The sequence below is a fragment of the Nitrospiria bacterium genome (assembly GCA_036397255.1).
Lineage (GTDB): Bacteria > Nitrospirota > Nitrospiria > DASWJH01 > DASWJH01 > DASWJH01.
Genome location: DASWJH010000004.1, coordinates 1 through 17,660, shown reverse-complemented (window position 1 = coordinate 17,660; position 17,660 = coordinate 1). Strand labels below are relative to the sequence as shown.

15 protein-coding genes are annotated in these 17,660 nt (G+C 45.1%); 10 read left to right on the top strand and 5 right to left on the bottom strand.

Annotation, left to right across the window (positions count from 1 at the left end; all coding sequences use genetic code 11):
• Positions 1-102: 102 nt before the first annotated feature.
• The 4 genes from mnmE to rpmH all read right to left on the bottom strand — a co-directional run bounded on the left by mnmE (position 103) and on the right by rpmH (position 3,847).
• Positions 103-1,530, bottom strand: coding sequence for a tRNA uridine-5-carboxymethylaminomethyl(34) synthesis GTPase MnmE (gene mnmE, locus VGB26_00390; GenBank protein HEX9756238.1), 1,428 nt, complete (start codon positions 1,528-1,530; stop codon positions 103-105).
• Between the two features lie 3 nt (positions 1,531-1,533).
• Entirely contained in the window at positions 1,534-3,141 is a 1,608-nt protein-coding gene (gene yidC / locus VGB26_00385; GenBank protein HEX9756237.1) for a membrane protein insertase YidC, read from the bottom strand.
• A gap of 19 nt (positions 3,142-3,160) precedes the next feature.
• On the bottom strand, positions 3,161-3,361 hold the full coding sequence (gene yidD / locus VGB26_00380; GenBank protein ID HEX9756236.1) for a membrane protein insertion efficiency factor YidD: 201 nt from the start codon (positions 3,359-3,361) through the stop codon (positions 3,161-3,163).
• 348 nt (positions 3,362-3,709) lie between these two features.
• Positions 3,710-3,847 carry a 50S ribosomal protein L34 gene (rpmH, locus tag VGB26_00375; GenBank protein HEX9756235.1) on the bottom strand — a complete coding sequence of 46 codons (138 nt, stop codon included), beginning with the start codon at positions 3,845-3,847 and terminating at the stop codon, positions 3,710-3,712.
• A 456-nt stretch (positions 3,848-4,303) separates the two neighbouring features.
• Between rpmH and dnaA the strand changes: the two genes are divergently transcribed.
• The 6 genes from dnaA to VGB26_00345 all read left to right on the top strand — a co-directional run bounded on the left by dnaA (position 4,304) and on the right by VGB26_00345 (position 13,842).
• On the top strand, positions 4,304-5,647 hold the full coding sequence (gene dnaA, locus VGB26_00370; protein HEX9756234.1) for a chromosomal replication initiator protein DnaA: 1,344 nt from the start codon (positions 4,304-4,306) through the stop codon (positions 5,645-5,647).
• Between the two features lie 2 nt (positions 5,648-5,649).
• Positions 5,650-6,780, top strand: coding sequence for a DNA polymerase III subunit beta (gene dnaN, locus VGB26_00365; protein ID HEX9756233.1), 1,131 nt, complete (start codon positions 5,650-5,652; stop codon positions 6,778-6,780).
• A gap of 8 nt (positions 6,781-6,788) precedes the next feature.
• Positions 6,789-9,239, top strand: coding sequence for a DNA topoisomerase (ATP-hydrolyzing) subunit B (gene gyrB / locus VGB26_00360; GenBank protein ID HEX9756232.1), 2,451 nt, complete (start codon positions 6,789-6,791; stop codon positions 9,237-9,239).
• Between the two features lie 130 nt (positions 9,240-9,369).
• Positions 9,370-11,841: a DNA gyrase subunit A gene (gene gyrA, locus VGB26_00355; protein HEX9756231.1), complete on the top strand. Its 2,472-nt coding sequence runs from the start codon at positions 9,370-9,372 to the stop codon at positions 11,839-11,841.
• A 1-nt stretch (position 11,842) separates the two neighbouring features.
• Positions 11,843-12,634, top strand: coding sequence for a tetratricopeptide repeat protein (locus VGB26_00350; protein HEX9756230.1), 792 nt, complete (start codon positions 11,843-11,845; stop codon positions 12,632-12,634).
• A 68-nt stretch (positions 12,635-12,702) separates the two neighbouring features.
• Positions 12,703-13,842, top strand: coding sequence for an AAA family ATPase (locus tag VGB26_00345; protein ID HEX9756229.1), 1,140 nt, complete (start codon positions 12,703-12,705; stop codon positions 13,840-13,842).
• 1 nt (position 13,843) lies between these two features.
• Here the strand turns inward: VGB26_00345 and VGB26_00340 are convergent, their stop codons facing one another.
• On the bottom strand, positions 13,844-14,317 hold the full coding sequence (locus VGB26_00340; protein ID HEX9756228.1) for a DUF721 domain-containing protein: 474 nt from the start codon (positions 14,315-14,317) through the stop codon (positions 13,844-13,846).
• 198 nt (positions 14,318-14,515) lie between these two features.
• On the opposite strand from VGB26_00340, the gene rpiB reads away from it, so the two are divergent.
• From rpiB to VGB26_00320, 4 genes are all read left to right on the top strand, one after another.
• On the top strand, positions 14,516-14,983 hold the full coding sequence (gene rpiB / locus VGB26_00335) for a ribose 5-phosphate isomerase B (protein HEX9756227.1): 468 nt from the start codon (positions 14,516-14,518) through the stop codon (positions 14,981-14,983).
• Between the two features lie 7 nt (positions 14,984-14,990).
• Complete coding sequence (gene glyA / locus VGB26_00330) at positions 14,991-16,247, top strand: serine hydroxymethyltransferase (protein HEX9756226.1); 1,257 nt, start codon at positions 14,991-14,993, stop codon at positions 16,245-16,247.
• Positions 16,248-16,265: 18 nt separating this feature from the next.
• On the top strand, positions 16,266-16,754 hold the full coding sequence (gene nrdR / locus VGB26_00325; protein HEX9756225.1) for a transcriptional regulator NrdR: 489 nt from the start codon (positions 16,266-16,268) through the stop codon (positions 16,752-16,754).
• A gap of 668 nt (positions 16,755-17,422) precedes the next feature.
• Entirely contained in the window at positions 17,423-17,548 is a 126-nt protein-coding gene (locus tag VGB26_00320) for a hypothetical protein (GenBank protein HEX9756224.1), read from the top strand.
• Positions 17,549-17,660 lie beyond the last annotated feature (112 nt).

The following is a 17,660-nucleotide window of genomic DNA, read 5'->3' as shown; positions in this document are numbered from 1 at the left end:
GAAATCCCACAAATAACTAAAAAATTGCTAAATTTTGGTCCTAAAAACCCACATTCTTTTTTTTAAAACGGGTATGTTCCACGTGGAACATACCCAATATAGTCACTTACCAATACAGAAACCTTTAAAAATCCGATCTAAAATATTTTCCGATACAGTTACACCGGTGACCTCACCCAACGCATCCAAGGCCCCACGGAGATCTACAGCCAAAAACTCCCACGACATCTGTTTTTCGGAGGAACGTAAAAGGTGATTTAAAGAATCATGTGCCTTTTGAAAAGCTCCTCTCTGACGAAGGGTTGTAACCAAAGGGGACTGATCTCTCTGGGAAACCCCTCCAAAAACAACACGCCGCACCTCTTGATGTAACATTTCCATTCCCACCCCAGAGGTCGCTGATATTTCAATTATGGGTCCGCTCCATAACGACTTGGGGTTCCAAACCTTTTTTTTATCTGTTTTGTTAATGATAATAATTCTTTTTCTTTCAGAGGTCTTTTGAATTAACTCCAAATCAACATCGCAAAGAGGTTCGCTCCCATCTAAAACAAGTAAAATTAAATCCGCACTCTGTTTTGCCGAAACACTTCGGGTAATCCCTTCCTGTTCTACAGGATCCGAGGACTGACGAAACCCCGCGGTATCGATAATTCGAAGAAGTACTCCCCCCACCATAGCAGTTTCTTCCAAAAGATCCCGGGTGGTCCCTGGATGAGGCGTTACAATGGCCCGTTCCATTCGCAGGAGGGTATTGAAAAGGCTGGATTTTCCCACATTGGTCCTACCCGTAATGACCGTTTTAAGCCCTTCCCGAAGAAGAATTCCATCCTCTGAAGCGTTCATGATCCCTTTTATTTGTTGAATGGCTTTTCCTACCTCAACCTGAAGGGTTTTTATATCAATAAAATCAATATCTTCCTCACAAAAATCAATGGAAACCTCAATTCTCGCTAATATATTAATTAAAAGGTCTCTCACTTGGTTTACCCGAAAGGAAAGTCCACCGTCTAATTGGTTCAACACCGCTTCATATCCCAAATCAGATTTTGACCGAATAAGCTCCATTACTGCTTCGGCCTGGGCAAGGTCGATCCGCCCGTTCAGAAAAGCTCTTTTGGTGAACTCACCTGCCTCGGCCAGCCGTATCCCAATGGAATTTAAAAGCTGAAGAATTCTTTGACCCGCCATAATGCCCCCGTGGCAATGAATTTCTATTACATCCTCTCGTGTATAGCTGTGTGGGGCTCTCATGATGAGGAGAAGAACTTCGTCTATTTTCCGGCCCTGAAAGGAAAAAACGCCTCCATACAAAATACGATGGGAGGGTACCCGTTCAATCTGAGTTTTTTCCCGATGAGCTTTAAAAACCTTGGCAATTTTTTCAAAAACCCCGGCGCCACTCAAACGAATAATAGAAATACCTCCTTCTCCCAAAGGAGTGGAAATGGCGCATATAGGTTCTTCCTGTATGATCCGTAACGGTTCTATTTTAGTCGTTTTTTTTTCAGGCTTCGTTTGATTAGCCACGGATTATCTCTTTTGAAGAAAACGAACGGTTACATACTGCTGGGTAATGGTTAAAATATTGTTGGTCATCCAATATAAAACCAGCCCAGAGGAGAAATTAAGAAACAAAATAGTAAAGACAAAGGGAAGGAACATCATTATTTTTGCTTGTCTTGGATCCATTGGCGTGGGTTGAATTTTTTGCTGAATAAACATGGTTGCGCCCATAATAATGGGAAGAACATAGAAGGGGTCTTTATCTGAGAGGTCTGTGATCCAAAAAATAAAAGGGGCTTGCCGAAGCTCGATGGTGGTGTAGAGAATATTAAAAAGTGCTATAAAAACAGGTATTTGAAGTATAACCGGAAGGCATCCCCCAAGAGGGTTTACTTTGTGGTTTTTATAAAGAGAAAGCATTTCTTTGTTGAGGCGCTCCCGGTCATTTTTATATTTTTTTTGAAGCGCTTGCATTTGGGGTTGTATCGCCTGCATGCCTTTCATAGACGTATAGCTTTTGTGGGTTAAAGGGATAAAAAGTGTTTTAATCAAACAAGTTAGAAATATTATGGAGAAACCATAATTGTGACTAAATTGGTAAAAGAAATTCAGAATGGCGAAAAGAGGCTTTGCTACCAGTCGAACCACCGACCAACTACCGTAGATAAACCAGCCAAAATCAATGGCCTCTTCAAGGTGAGCATTTAGTGCTTTTAGTCGTTCATGCTCCTTTGGCCCCGCATATAGGGCCAACTCCAATGCTTCTTGGGGAAGCTCCAACCCGATGGTGACTCTGTCATCCCCCAACTTTTCAGTGAATACCCTTGTTTCAACTTCCTGTTTAGGGACGATAATAGTAGAAATAAAATATTTATCTTGTAGCGCTACCCAACGAACGCTTCCAAAATGCTGAACTTTTTCCCCTCTATTTTCAACTTTATCTTTTTCAACTTTTCCGTTGACTAAACTAATAGGACCCACAAACCCAACCATTTTTTTCTTCTCCCAGTCGGTGATGCCAAAATTCTCTCCAAGGGAAAGGACTCCTTTTCCTTCAAATCCTGTGTAAGTAATTCTGACATCCACACGATAGGAGTTCTTATGAAAAGTAAAATCCTTTCTAATTTTCTCTCTCCCATTTTCTCCTTGGTATATAAAGGAAATTTTTTCTTTTTCTTTTCTCCCTTGAAGATTTATATCTTCCCCAATGATTTGAAAAACCTTATCTCCATAACTTTCTCCCCCAATGTTTAAATCCATGGGATAAACTTCCCCTTCTTCACTTAACAATTGTATAATTTTTGCTTCTTTTTTAAGGCTTTCTTTATACTTTTTCAGTTCCCAGGTTTTAATCACTCCCCCTTGGCTGGAGAGAATGGCTTTAAAAAGATCTGTTTCAACAGATACCTCCATTGCATCAAATGTTTTCTTTTCTTTTTCCTCTTTTTTCTCTTCGACTGGAGAGATCTCCTCCGAGAAAACACTTTTTTCTTCTATTTTTTCATTTTCTTTTTTTCCTTTTTCCTGGGTCTCTATCTTTTTCTCCCCTATTCCAAACCATTTTTCCATGATTAAAGGATAAGAAAGAAGAATCACCAGTGAAATAACTAAAAATAAAATTGCGTTCTTTTCCATGTTTTTTTACTAAAAAAACCTATTTTACTGGATCGTAACCGCCTGGGTGGAAAGGGTGACACTTAAGTACCCTGACCATAAAGAGGAAAAACCCTTTAAAAAGCCCACGGGCCTCAAGGGCTTGAACCGCATAATTTGAACAAGAAGGGTAAAAACGGCAGGAGGGGAAAAGTAATGGGGAAATAATCCTTTGATATCCCCTAATTAAAAGGATAAACATCTTTTTTAACACTGAAAACCCTGATCAAATCCTTTCAAACTTTCTTTAACCTTTTCTTTCAATTGACCAAAGGACACCTTTTTAGAAGGACCTCTAGGAAGGATAATGAGGTTTTTCTTTTCAAAAAAAGACTTATGTTTCCTAAGTATTTCTCTGTAAATTCTTTTTATCCTATTTCTTTCCACAGCATTTCCGAACTTTTTCCCTACAACCACAGCAAAACCACCCTCTGTTTCTTCTCCCTTTTCAAAAAAAACCTTAAAAAATCGATTCTCAAGAACCCTTCCTTTTTTAAAGGTTCTTTTAATATGAATAGACCTTTTTTCCTTTTTTTTTACAAGGGTTCTGTTATTCAACGGATAACTTTCTCCTACCCTTTTTTCTTCTATTGTTAATAATTTTTCTCCCATCCTTGGTTTTCATCCTTTTTAGAAAACCATGGGTTCTTTTTCTCTTAATTCGACTGGGTTGGTAGGTCTCTGACATTTTTCCTCCTTATTTTTAAGAGGGTGTATTATATGGACCAGGTTTTGAACTGTCAAGAAAATTTAGTTTTTTCCCACAGCCTTATTACTAATAGTATTATTAAATTAAAAACTAGTAGGAGAAGTAGTAGAAGCGGGGGAAAAGGGGAAATTTATTTTTTTACCCTATAAAAATTAGGATCATAAGGGTATTTTGACCTTGTGTAAAATTATGTGTTTTAGGAAAGATGATAAGGGTAAAAAGACTTGATAAAAAAAAAACCTTGTTATAAGATGGCCTCCGCTAACCAGCCTCTAAACACTTGCTTTTCTTGTATAAGATTTCTTCTAGAAGGGTGTTACTATTAAATAAAAAAAATCCTTTATTTCATTGAAAATAAAGGGAAATTATTATTATCAACAGGTGTTGATAAAGTTGTGGTTAATTTTCTAAAGGTAGGGGGGTCTGTGTTTATTTATGGAGAGGGAGAAGATATGGAGCCAAACGTTGAACGCTCTTCAAGGAAAATTTTCGAAGCAGATTTTTGAAACCTGGTTTCAAACCGCAAACCTCGAAAGTCTTCAGGAAGGAAAAGTAAAAATAGGGGTTCCAAACCGTTTTTTTGGGGATTGGCTGAAGGATCATTACCAGGATGTCTTAATTGAAACACTGAATGGACTTCTTCAAAGAAACGATGTTGAAATTACTTTCGGTGTAAAAATGGAAAAGCAGGAGAACCTATTCCGGGAAAAAGTCCTGAAGGAAGAGGGGAAACCAGAGCGCAGGACATGGGTTGGGGCCGCTTTAAATCCTAGATATACCTTTAACACCTTTGTGGTAGGATCCAGCAACCAATTTGCCCATGCGGCAACGCAAGCGGTGGCAGAGAACCCCGCGCGGGCCTACAATCCTCTTTTTATCTATGGAGGGGTGGGTCTTGGGAAAACCCATCTTTTAAATGCCATTGGAAACCACGCTTTAAATCATAAAAGATTAACTAAAATTGTTTATGTCTCTTCAGAACAATTTACCAACGAGGTCATCAACTCCATCCGCTATGATCGAATGGGAGATTTTAGAAATCGCTATCGAAATATTGACATGCTGTTGGTGGATGATATTCAGTTCATCGCAGGGAAGGAGAGAACCCAGGAAGAGTTTTTCCATACCTTTAACACGCTGTACGAGTCTCAAAAACAGATTGTCATCACTAGCGATCTTTTTCCGAAAGAGATGCCTACTATTGAAGAACGCTTAAGATCCCGGTTTGAATGGGGTTTAATTGCAGATATTCAACCTCCGGATTTGGAAACAAAGATTGCTATTTTAAAAAGAAAGGCTGAAACGGAAAAAATGCCTTTAAACGATGAAGTGGCTCTTTTCCTGGCCAGCAACATACAAACCAACATCCGAGAACTGGAGGGGTCTCTCATTCGTCTCGGGGCTTTTTCATCTCTTACCGGGCAGGAGGTTACCATTGAGTTGGCGAAAACGGTCCTCCGGGATACCCTGATTGGAAAAGGAAAAGTAGTCTCCGTAGAGGAGATTCAAAAAGCTGTTGCCGAACAATTTCAAATCAAGGTCTCTGACATGAAATCTAAGAAAAGGACAAAAAACCTGGTTTACCCTAGGCAAATAGCCATGTATATTTGCCGAGAAATCACCCCCCTTTCCTTTCCGGAAATTGGTAGAAACTTTGGGGGCAGGGATCATACCACGGTAATGCACTCTTGCCGAATCATAGGGGAGAGCAAGGAGAAAGATGTCCAACTTAGAAAGACCCTTGAGTTATTAACCAAAAAGCTTAAGGAGGGAAGATGACCATGGAACTCACAATCGAAAGAGGGGTCCTGTTGTCCGGGCTACAAAGAGTTCAGGGTATCGTGGAAAAAAGAAATACGATGCCGATTCTCTCAAACCTTCTGATGGAAGCGGAAGAAGGAAAGTTAAGGCTTTTTGCAACTGACCTAGAAATCGGGTTAAAGGGAGAATATCCCGCCACGGTGAAGAAAGCGGGGGCGGTTTCCATCTCAGCCCGAAAATTTTTGGATATTATTCGGGAACTGCCTGAGACGCAGATTGAAATTTCATCACAAGATAACCATTGGATAGAAATAACCGCGGCATCTTCAAAGTTTCGAATGGCGGGCCTTTCTCCTGAGGAATTCCCCCCAATTCCCAATCCGGAGAAAGAAGTGCTGTTGACGGTTCCCCGGAAACCTTTTCTGGAGGGGATTGAAAAGGTTGTTTTTGCGGTAGGAGACAATGACGCCCGCCATATTCTCAACGGAGTTCTTTTAAACATCAAGCAAGAGGGAAGAGGGGGATATACGTTACGCCTGGTGGGAACCGATGGGCACCGTTTGGCCAAAGTGGAGAGAAAGCTGACCCTGGAAGGGGGAAATACGACGGGTCCCCCGGAACATAACTTGGTCATTTCAAAGAAGGCGATCTTGGAGATCAAAAAGCTGCTGGAGGAAGACGACCAAGAGCCCGTTATGGGACTTTCGGAAAACCAAATCGTTTTGAAAAAAGGCAATTTACTTTTTATCACCCGTTTAATGGAAGGCAGTTTCCCCAACTATGAACAGGTGATTCCTAGAAACAACAAAAATAAAATGGCCCTGGAAAAGAAAACCCTGGAAGGGGCTTTGAAAAGGGTATCCATTTTTGCCCGGGAGAAAACCAATGCCATTCGGTTGACGGTTCAACCCAATCGCTTGGGACTCTTATCCAACAACCCTGATGTAGGGGAAGCTCAGGAGGAAGTAAAGGCGGAGTATAAGGGGGAGGAAATTGTGGCCGGATTTAACGCCCGTTATCTCTTAGACGCCATCTCTGTCATAAAGAGTGAGACTGTTTTCTTGCATTTTGATGATGCTTTTAGCCCATGTATGGTGACGGATGAAACCGACTCCCAATTTCTTTGTGTCGTTATGCCGATGAGAATATAGAGGGGTTCATGGGCGACCAGTATAATGCCGAAAAAATAAAAGTCCTGGAAGGTTTAGAGGCCGTTCGAAAGCGACCGGCGATGTATATTGGGAGTACCGGAATCGATGGGTTGCACCATTTGGTTTATGAAGTGGTGGATAACAGTATCGATGAATCCATGGCTGGATTTTGTGATTCCATTGAAATTACCCTCCATGTGGATTGCAGTGCAACGGTGAATGATAATGGAAGGGGGATTCCAACAGGAATTCATTCCACCCAAAAACGATCCGCTGCGGAGGTGGTCCTAACGGTGTTACACTCGGGCGGAAAATTTGACCATGAGGCCTACAAGGTATCCGGAGGGCTTCATGGCGTGGGTATTTCGGTGGTCAATGCGCTCTCTGAATGGTTGGAAATGGAAATTCGCCAAGAGGGGTCTGTTTTTGAACAGCGATACGAACGAGGTCACCCCATGGCGTCTCTTGCCATCACAGGAAAAACAAAAAAGCGGGGCACCAAAATTACCTTTAAACCGGATTCTCAAATTTTTGAGGAAATGGAATTTAATTTTGATACCCTGGCGCGGCGATTTCGGGAGTTGGCGTTTCTCAACAAAGGGCTTACCATTACCCTAACAGATGAACGTACGGAGAAGGAGCAGGTTTTTCAATATAAAGGCGGAATTTTATCTTTCGTGGAGCATCTTAACGAAAATAAAAACCCCCTCCATAAACCCATTTATATTTCTCGGGAAAAAAATGGACTCATGCTCGAAGTTGCACTTCAATATAATGACGGCTATGCAGAAAATATTTTCTCCTTTGCCAATAATATTAATACCCGGGAGGGGGGAACCCATATGGTTGGCCTCAAAGCGGCCCTCACCCGGACGGTTAACAGTTATGGAACCTCCGCCAATATTATTAAAGACCCCAAGGAGTCCCTAAGCGGGGAAGATGTTCGGGAAGGTTTAACGGCGGTGATTAGTGTGAAATTACCCAACCCGCAGTTTGAAGGACAAACGAAAACCAAACTGGGTAATAGCGAGGCAAAAGGACTGGTTGAAGCCGCCATTAACGAAGCGCTGGGAGAGTTTTTTGAGGAAAATCCGCCCATTGCAAAAAAGATTATTGAAAAAACACTCAATGCCTATCGGGCCCGGGAAGCAGCCAGAAAAGCCAAAGACCTTATCCGACGGAAAAATGCACTGGATGGCAGTAATCTTCCCGGTAAGCTTGCGGATTGCTCGGAAAAAGATCCTGACCACAGCGAAATTTTTTTAGTGGAAGGGGACTCCGCCGGGGGGTCCGCCAAGCAAGGACGGGACCGGCGGTATCAAGCCATTCTCCCCTTGAAGGGAAAAATTTTAAACGTTGAAAAAGCCCGTTTTGATAAGATGATTTCCAGTGAAGAAATTCGAACCTTAATCACTGCCTTGGGGACAGGCATTGGGGTGGGTGATTTTGATATCAAAAAGGCCCGTTATCACCGGATCATTATTATGACCGATGCGGATGTGGATGGATCCCACATTCGCACCTTGCTGCTTACCTTTTTTTATCGGCAAATGCCTCAGATGATTGAAAATGGTTACATTTATATTGCCCAACCACCCTTGTTTAAAGTTAAGAAAGGGAAAAAAGAAGCTTACATTAAAGATGAAACCGCAATGAGAAATTATCTGATGGATCTGGTGGTGGATGAGGTATCCCTGCTGGTGGAGGGGGCCTCTGAAGGCATTTCCGGCCCACCCCTCAAGGCACTATTGGAAAAACTGGTCAGGTTTGAAACCATTTTGAGCCATTTTGACAGAAAGCAGGTTCAGGGAAAAGTCCTCAGAGCCTGTTTGTCCCATCAGCTTTTGGAAAAAGAGATCTTCCGAGACCACCGCAAGGTGACCCTCTTAGGGGATGGAATCCGGGAATATTTTCGCAATCAGTATCCTAATGATGGATGTGATCTTGAAATGGAACGGGATGAGGAGCATCAAGGGCATCAGATACAGTGTACCCTTCATCGCAATGGGGTGGTAACCCGAACGCTCATCAATCAGGAATTGGTGAGCTCCCCAGAATTTAAGGAACTGGCCCTTTTGTCTCCCCTTGTTTTGGGATTGGGAAAGCCTCCCTATCGACTGAGGGAGCATGAAGCGGAAGGGGAGGGAAAATCGGCCAAGCGGTCTAAGCAAGCGGGAGAGGAGAGATCTTTTGTTACCACACAGGAAATACTTGCTGCCGTTTTAGAAATCGGGAAACGGGGACTGATGATTCAGCGGTACAAAGGTTTAGGGGAAATGAATCCGGATCAGTTGTGGGAAACCACCATGAACCCTGAAACACGCCACACGCTCCAAGTCACCCTTGAGGATATCGTGGTTGCAGATGAAATTTTTACCATCCTTATGGGAGATGTCGTGGAGTCCCGTCGAGATTTTATCCAGAAGCATGCCCTTGAAGTACGAAATCTGGATATTTAAGCAACTTGGAATCCACCATTCTTCCCCTTACCGACAAAGGTTGCCTGGATGAATCAGAATTGCCATCCACTGTCTTTCCGAATAATTTAACCCGTAGGAAGTGTAACGGCCTTGTAGAGCGGAGGAAACCGTGCCAGTAGAAGAACGAGTAGAACAGATCCACCTTGAAGATGAAATGAAATCTGCCTACCTCGATTATGCCATGAGCGTGATTGTGGGACGGGCCCTGCCTGATGTCCGTGATGGACTCAAACCGGTTCATCGACGGATTCTCTATGCCATGTTTCGAGAGGGTCTTCTATCCAGCCGTCGATATTCCAAGTGCGCGGGGGTGGTGGGAGAGGTCATAAAAAAATACCATCCCCATGGGGATGCTGCTGTTTATGACGCACTGGTCCGAATGGCCCAGAATTTCAACATGCGATACCTCCTTGTGGATGGTCAAGGTAATTTTGGGTCGGTGGACGGTGATCCTCCCGCCGCCTATCGGTATACGGAAGCGCGATTGACCCGTTTGGCGGAAGAGTTATTGGCGGACATCGATATGGAAACCGTTAATTTTTCCCCTAATTTTGATGAAGTGACGGAAGAACCGGTGGTGCTCCCCACGCGGATTCCCAACCTTTTGATAAACGGGTCTTCAGGGATTGCGGTGGGGATGGCGACCAACATTCCCCCGAATAACCTTGGAGAAATCATCGATGGGCTCATCATGATGATCGACACGCCCGATGTTTCCCTGGAGAATTTGATGGAAAAGATTAAAGGTCCTGATTTTCCAACCGCGGGGGCCATTCATGGAACCCAGGGTATCCTGGATGCCTACAAAACCGGACGGGGGATTATTCAAATGCGTGCCCGTGCCTTTATTGAGAGCAACCCCAAAAATGACCGGGAAAGCATTATCGTGACGGAACTTCCCTACCAGGTCAATAAAGCAAGACTCATTGAACGGATGGCGGAGTTGGTTCGGGATAAAAAAGTAGAAGGCATTTCAGACTTAAGAGATGAATCCGATCGGGATGGCATGCGGATTGTTTTAGAGCTTAAAAAAGGGGAGATTGCGACCATTATCTTAAACCAACTTTTCAAGCTGACCCAACTCCAGTCCACTTTCGGGGTCATCATGCTGGCCTTGGTTAATAATCAGCCTAAAGTCCTTTCCCTTCGGGAAATGTTATTCCACTTTATTGAACACCGGCGGGAGGTGGTGGTTCGTCGGACCCAATTTGAGCTTCGAAAAGCGGAGGAACGAGCCCATATCCTTGAGGGCCTCAAGGTGGCCTTGGATCATTTGGATGAAGTCATTACCTTAATCCGACAGTCCCAATCCCCCGAGGAGGCAAGGGTAGGGTTGATCACCCGTTTTGGGTTAACGGCCATCCAGGCTCAAGCCATTTTGGATATGCGGCTGCAAAGGTTAACTGGGTTGGAGCGCCAAAAACTGGTGGATGAATATCAGCAGACCTTAGAGCGTATCGGTTATCTTCAATCGGTTTTAGGAAATGAAGCATTGGTCCTAAAGATCATCAAGGATGAACTCACCGAGGTGCGGGAACGCTACAGCGATCCCCGGAAAACCGAAATTCTTCCCGAAACAGAAGAGATCAGTCTGGAAGATTTAATTACCCCTGAAGAGGCAGTCATCACGGTTTCTCACACAGGTTATATCAAAAGGAACCCCGTGAGTATTTATCGGAGCCAGCGACGTGGCGGTAAAGGAAAAATCGCCATGGGTGTGAAAGAACAAGATTTTGTGGAACATCTTTTTATCGCCTCAACCCGGGACTATCTTTTGTTTTTTACGGAAATCGGCAGAGTGTATTGGCTCAAGGTTCATCAAATTCCTGAGGCAGGTAGAATGGCCAAAGGAAAAGCCATTGTGAATCTTCTTCAGTTATCCCCCGGGGACGGGGTTTCCGCCATCCTTCCGGTTTCAGAGTTCAGAGAGGATTGCTTTGTGGTGATGGGAACACGACAGGGAGTCATTAAAAAAACAAGTCTGGAAGCCTACAGTAACCCTCGAAACGGGGGGATCATTGCCATCAGTTTAGATGAAGGGGACCGCTTGGTTGGCGCTCGGATTATTCAAGGGAATCAGGATATTTTGATGGGCACCCGAAAGGGTTTGGCCATTCGTTTTCATGAGAGCGATGTTCGCTCCATTGGCCGTTCGGGACGTGGGGTTCGAGGCATTACCCTGGGGAAAGGGGATGAGGTGGTTGGAATGGAGACCATCAGTGAAGATGCAACCTCCTCCATATTAACGGTGACGGAGCGGGGTTTTGGAAAAAGAACCGAGCTGGAGGAATACCGTGTGCAAGGCCGCGGAGGAAAAGGAATTATTACGATTAAAACCACATCCCGAAATGGAAATGTGGTTTCTCTATTTCAGGTCAACCAGGAGGATGAAATTATGCTCATGACTTCGGAGGGGATGATTTTGAGACTCCAAATGGAAGGGCTTCGTGTCATCGGCCGAAATACTCAAGGGGTAAAGTTGATTGGAATAGCGGAAACGGATCGTGTGGTGGGTACCGCCATGTTGGCGGAAAAAGTCGAAGAGGAGGGTTCATCTGAGGAGCCGGGCGGGGTGGAATAAGATGAACTTTGGAATTTCCGGGATGCTGATGGCGATACTCCTGGTTGCGGGAAACGGCTGTGAATTTTCCCCCCAACGGCATTTGAGTCTCGCCGAGAAGCGCATGGACCAAGGAGATTATTTGGGAGCCGCTCGAGAGTATGAAAAGTTGGTTGAGGAGTTTCCCAAAAGCCGACTCACCGGGGAGGCCTATTATTGGTTGGGGGTCCTTTATTTTCACTATTTGGATGACCCGGATCATAGTTTGGAGGCTTTTGGGTTTTTGGTGAACCAATTTCCCGATCATAAACGGGTTTCCTCTGCTCTTTTTTCTATGGGAGAGTTGTACGAACGGCGACTCCAGGAAACCCAAAGTGCCATTACCACCTATCAACGTTTAGTGAATGATACGCAGGATCCCGTTTTTTCAAAAAAGGCCCATCTTCGGATTGCGGAGATTTATTTTGATAGGGGAGAGTTGGCACAAGCCCGAACCGAGTGGGAGGCCTTTATTCGAAATCATCCCGAGGGGGATCAAGTAGATGAAGCCCTCTTTCGGATTGCAGGAACCTATTTTATAGAAGACAAATTTGGAGACGCTTTTGATCGTTATCAACAATTGGTTCAAAAATATCCGGATAGTTCTTACAGGCTGGAGGCCAGATTTAAAATGGCCAATTGTCTGGCGGAAACCCAGCGGCACGTTGAGGCCTTAGAAATCTATAAAGAACTTTTGGAATCCTACCCGAATCGCCCGGTTCTCGAGTTACGGATCCGGGAGACACGAGACAAAGCCACCCGCGAACGATCCTGAATTCCGACAATATTCTTGACAAAAAAGAGTCCCTTGGTTAGGCTTTGAAATGAGGTAGGCATTCCAAGGTGAAAGAGAAAAATTTACCACCGGAATTTTCAAGCCCGCTTATTCCCGAGGCCAACGTTTTAATGTCCACCCACCCCAAAGGCCGAGGGCCCCTCACCTCCATTGAATCCACTTTAAAGGAAGAGGTCGTGGGACAAGATCCCGCAGTGTTAGCGATCATCCGGGCATTGGTTCGGGCGGCCACGGGCTTTCGAAATAAAGAACGCCCTATTGCGACCTTTTTCTTCTCAGGGCCCAGCGGGGTTGGAAAAACGGAGACCGCAAGGGCACTGGCGAGAGCCATTCACCACGATCCCAAAGCCTGGTTAAAAATTGACTGCTCCGAGTTTGGTGAACCCCATACCGTTTCACGACTGATTGGAAGCCCCCCCGGATATATGGGAAGCGACATGCCTGCCATATTGGATAAAACGGAGGTGGAGGCGAGAAAATGGAATGTGGTTGTTTTTGATGAAATCGAAAAGGCCCATCCTTCTCTTCACAATTTACTCCTTCAGGTAATGGATGAAGGATCCGTCACGGTCACGCGCCGAAGTGTCCAGGAGGAAACGCGGGTTGATTTTACCTCTTCCATTTTGATCCTCACCAGTAATGTGGGGTCCCGGGCGGTGAGTCGGCTCCTTGAGGAACAGCAGATCGGTTTTAAAGGAGTCAACCCCACAAGGCCCGAAGCCGTTGATCAACAGATTAATCAAGCGGTCCGCCGGGAAATGGAGAAAACCTTTAGTCCTGAGTTTCGAAACCGGATCAGTGATTTTGTCGTATTTCAACCCCTCAGGGAGGAGGATTTATTCGGAGTGTTGGAAAAAATCCTCAAAAAAAGCTATGAACGGTTTGCGGAAAAGGGGTTCGCCGTGAATTTGACCCCCCGGATGAAACGATTTTTAGTGTGTGAGGAAAACAATCCCGAAATGGGTGCCCGGCCGCTCCTCAATCGGGTGGAACGTTTTATAGATGGAAAGATTGCCGAATTGTATTCTCTGGGAGAAATTAAAATGGGAGATTATATCGTAGCAGATTTCCAGGGGAATGAGGAGGTAATTTTCCGTCGTGCGGAACGGGTGTCCATTACCGTTCAGGCCAATTTTTCAACCCTGGGAAAAACGACCCCAACCCCTTTAGATGATCCCCCCCCCTGATTTAAGGGTGGGTGGGCCCCTTCGCCAGTAAAGCCCGTACCATGACCCTCCGGAAAGATTCCTGTATTTTTGGATCCTGAATCGGTTTTAAAGATTCCTGAATAAAATTGAATTCATCCTCGGATAGGAAGGTAGACCCTGGGGTTTCCTTGTCCATGGCAGGTTTTTTCTCCGGAAGGGGTCCTATTCTAAAGCCGATTTCGGCCACATCCAAATTTTTTTGAAATGCCTTAATTTGATCCAATAGCCCTGGGCGAATAAAATTAATTTGTTGTGTCCAAGAAGGGCTGTCCACCAAAAGAGTTAATTTTCGGAACCGGAGGGAGATGGGCAGGGTATGCTCTGCCAATTGGGGTCCGGCGATTTGTTCCCAGTTTTTTTTTAGGTTTTCCACCTGGAGGTTGGTTTGAAGCCCGTATCGCTCAACGATCCCAGATAAAATAGGAGCAATGGGCTGGGGATATTTTTTCTTCATCCGTTGGGCGCTCTTCTGAAAGAAGGGTTGGGGATACTCAAGGGAAGTATAGGCAGTTCACCTTTGGGTGTCAAGATGTGAAAGAGGAAGGTCCGAGAAGTGCTTTTTGGGATTGATCAAAAAGGGTTGCGGAGGATAAAACATGGACTTGACTCTCTCTTTCAAAGTAGGATACCATCCCTTTTTTTAAGGTGAGAGATGCAAGTTGCTATTGGAAGTGATCATGCGGGGCATGGGTTAAAAGAGAAAATCAAAGCCCTCATGCAAAATTTGGGTTTAAAAACACTGGATTTCGGAACCGACGGAGAGGCTTCCGTAGATTATCCGGATTATGGGATTAAAGTGGCCGAGGCGGTTTCGGAGGGGAGCGTGGATAAGGGAATTTTAATCTGTGGAACAGGAATTGGTATGTCCATCGTTGCCAATAAGTATCCAGGGGTTCGTGCTGCATTGTGCCATGATTCCTTTACGGCCCGGGTGAGCCGGGAGCATAATGATGCCAACGTGCTGGTTTTAGGAGGGCGTGTTTTAGACCATGAGAATGCGTTGGAGATGGTTAAGGAATGGTTTTCAACAGATTTTGAAGGGGGCCGCCATGGCCGACGGTTACAAAAAATTAAAGAGTTAGAGAAAGCAACCATGAATTCCAAAAGTAAAAAGGATTAAATTGACAATGAAAGAAAACCCTCCGCCCCGGTTAAAAGAAACCGATCCGGATATTTATCGGGCCATTCAATCCGAGAAACACCGGGAAAAAGAAAAAATAATTCTGATTGCATCGGAAAATTATGCAAGCCGTGCGGTGATGGAGGCACTGGGATCCGTTTTTACCAATAAGTATGCGGAGGGATACCCCCGGCGTCGTTATTATGGGGGGTGTGAATTTGTGGATGATGCGGAAGAGTTGGCCATTGAAAGGGCCAAAAAACTTTTCGGGGCCGAGCATGTCAATGTCCAAGCCCATTCCGGTTCTCAAGCCAATATGGCCGTCTATTTTTCGGTTTTAAACCCAGGGGATACCCTGATGGGAATGAATTTGGCCCATGGCGGGCATTTAACCCACGGAAGTCCTGTGAGTTTTTCAGGGATACTTTACCGTCCCGTTTTTTACGGAGTGAAACCTGAAACCGGTTTAATCGATTATGATCAGGCCGAGTCCCTGGCAAAAGAACATCATCCAAAGCTGATTGTGGTAGGGGCCAGCGCCTACTCTCGGGTCATTGACTTTAAACGGTTTCGCGAAATTGCCGATCAGGCAGGCGCCCTTTTAATGGCGGATATTGCTCATCCCGCGGGTTTGGTTGCGGCTGGGCTTCATCCGAATCCTTTTCCTTATGCGGACTTTGTGACCACCACGACCCACAAAACCCTCCGGGGGCCTCGGGGAGGGATGGTCATGTGCAAAGAGGTTCACGCGAAGGCAGTGGATAAAAAAATCTTTCCCGGGCTTCAAGGAGGCCCCCTCATGCATGTCATTGCCGCAAAAGCGGTGGCCTTCCAAGAAGCCATGCTCCCAACGTTTCGGACTTACCAGGAAAAAATTGTTGAAAATGCCAAAGCCATGGCGGAGGGCTTGATTCAAAGGGGCTATCAAATCATTTCAGGGGGAACCGATACCCATCTGATGTTGGTGGATTTACGGCAAAAGGGAATTACCGGGGCTGAGGCGGAGGCGGCTCTGGATCGGGCAGGCCTTACTGTCAACAAAAACGCCATTCCAAACGACCCCAATCCCCCCCGCGTCACCAGCGGAATTCGCTTAGGCACCCCCATTGTTTCAACACGCGGTATGGGTGTTCCGGAAATGAAAAAAATTGTTGCGTTAATGGATTCTGTTTTGAAGTCCCCCCAGGATGAAAAGGTTCTGAAAAAGGTTCGGGCAGAGGTCAAAGCACTGTGCCGTCGCTTTCCACTTTTTTCTTATTCTTAAAAACCCCCCAGGTGCTGGATGCGCTGTCCATTTTGTACTCATTTAGAAGATCGCGTAGTCGATTCTCGCTTAAGCAAAGAAGGGGAGTCCATTCGCCGCCGCCGGGAGTGCCTAAAATGCGAGGGCCGGTTTACCACCTACGAGCGGATTGAAGAGGTTCTTCCCCTGGTCATTAAAAAGGATAGTCGCCGGGAACCCTTTGATCGACAGAAAATTCTTCAAGGGTTAAAAAAAGCCTGTGAAAAGAGACCGATCAGTATCGGTACACTGGAAGAAGTCGCAGATCGAATTGAGAAAGAGACCCAAGAATTAGGAGTGAAAGAGGTTCAAAGTACTAAAATCGGTGAGCAGGTGATGAACTCCCTCCACCACCTGGATCAAGTGGCTTATGTTCGTTTTGCATCGGTTTACCGGGAATTTAAAGACATCAACGAATTCTTGGAGGAACTCAAAGATCTCCTCAAAGAGGATCGAAAAGAAAAACTGGATCAGCAACCCGGCTCGTAAAACTCCCAAAAATTATTTTAATAAGGGCCTTCGCCAAGTTTCAGTGTGAACGGAAAGAAACATCAGGGACACAACCTTAACCAGGTTTTTAAAACTCCCTTTGCCGTCATCCTCGAAATAGGTAATCGGGAATCCAGTTGGTTTAAACGGGGATGTCTGGATTCCCGCTTGCGCGGGAATGACGGGGGAACCGGGAATGACGAGTTAGGATGAATATACTTTTTCAATAATGAGGGAAATGCTATTTCCCCTCTTTGGAAAAGAGGGGTCAGGGGAGATTTTGTAATCTTAAATCCCCCTTATTCCCCCTTTGCTAAAGGGGGAGAGAAGTGGAGGGCACCTATTTCTAAAGTGGGAAAGAAACGGAGGCCCCAATTTCTTAAGGGGGAGAGAGGTGGAGGGCCCTTTTTTCTAAGGGAGAAAATTCCTAAAAAATTCCCCTCTTTGGAAAAGAGGGGTCAGGGGAGATTTTGTAATCTTAAATCCCCCTTATTCCCCCTTTGCTAAAGGGGGAGAGAAGTGGAGGGCACCTTTTTCTAAAGTGGGAAAGAAACGGAGGCCCCATTTTCTTAAGGGGGAGAGAGGTGGAGGGTTCCCTTTTTCTAAGGGAGAAAATTCCTAAAAAATTCCCCTCTTTGGAAAAGAGGGGTTAGGGGAGATTTTGTAATTTGAAAGCTCCCTTTGCCGTCATCCCCGAAAAGGTAATCGGGGATCCAGTTGGTTTAAACGGGGATGTCTGGATTCCCGCTTCCGCGGGAATGACGGGGGTAACCGGGAATGACGAGTTAGGATGAATAATAATACTTTTTCAATAATGAGGGAAATGCTATTTCCCCTCTTTGGAAAAGAGGGGTCAGGGGAGATTTTGTAATCTTAAATCCCCCTTCATCCCCCTTTGCTAAAGGG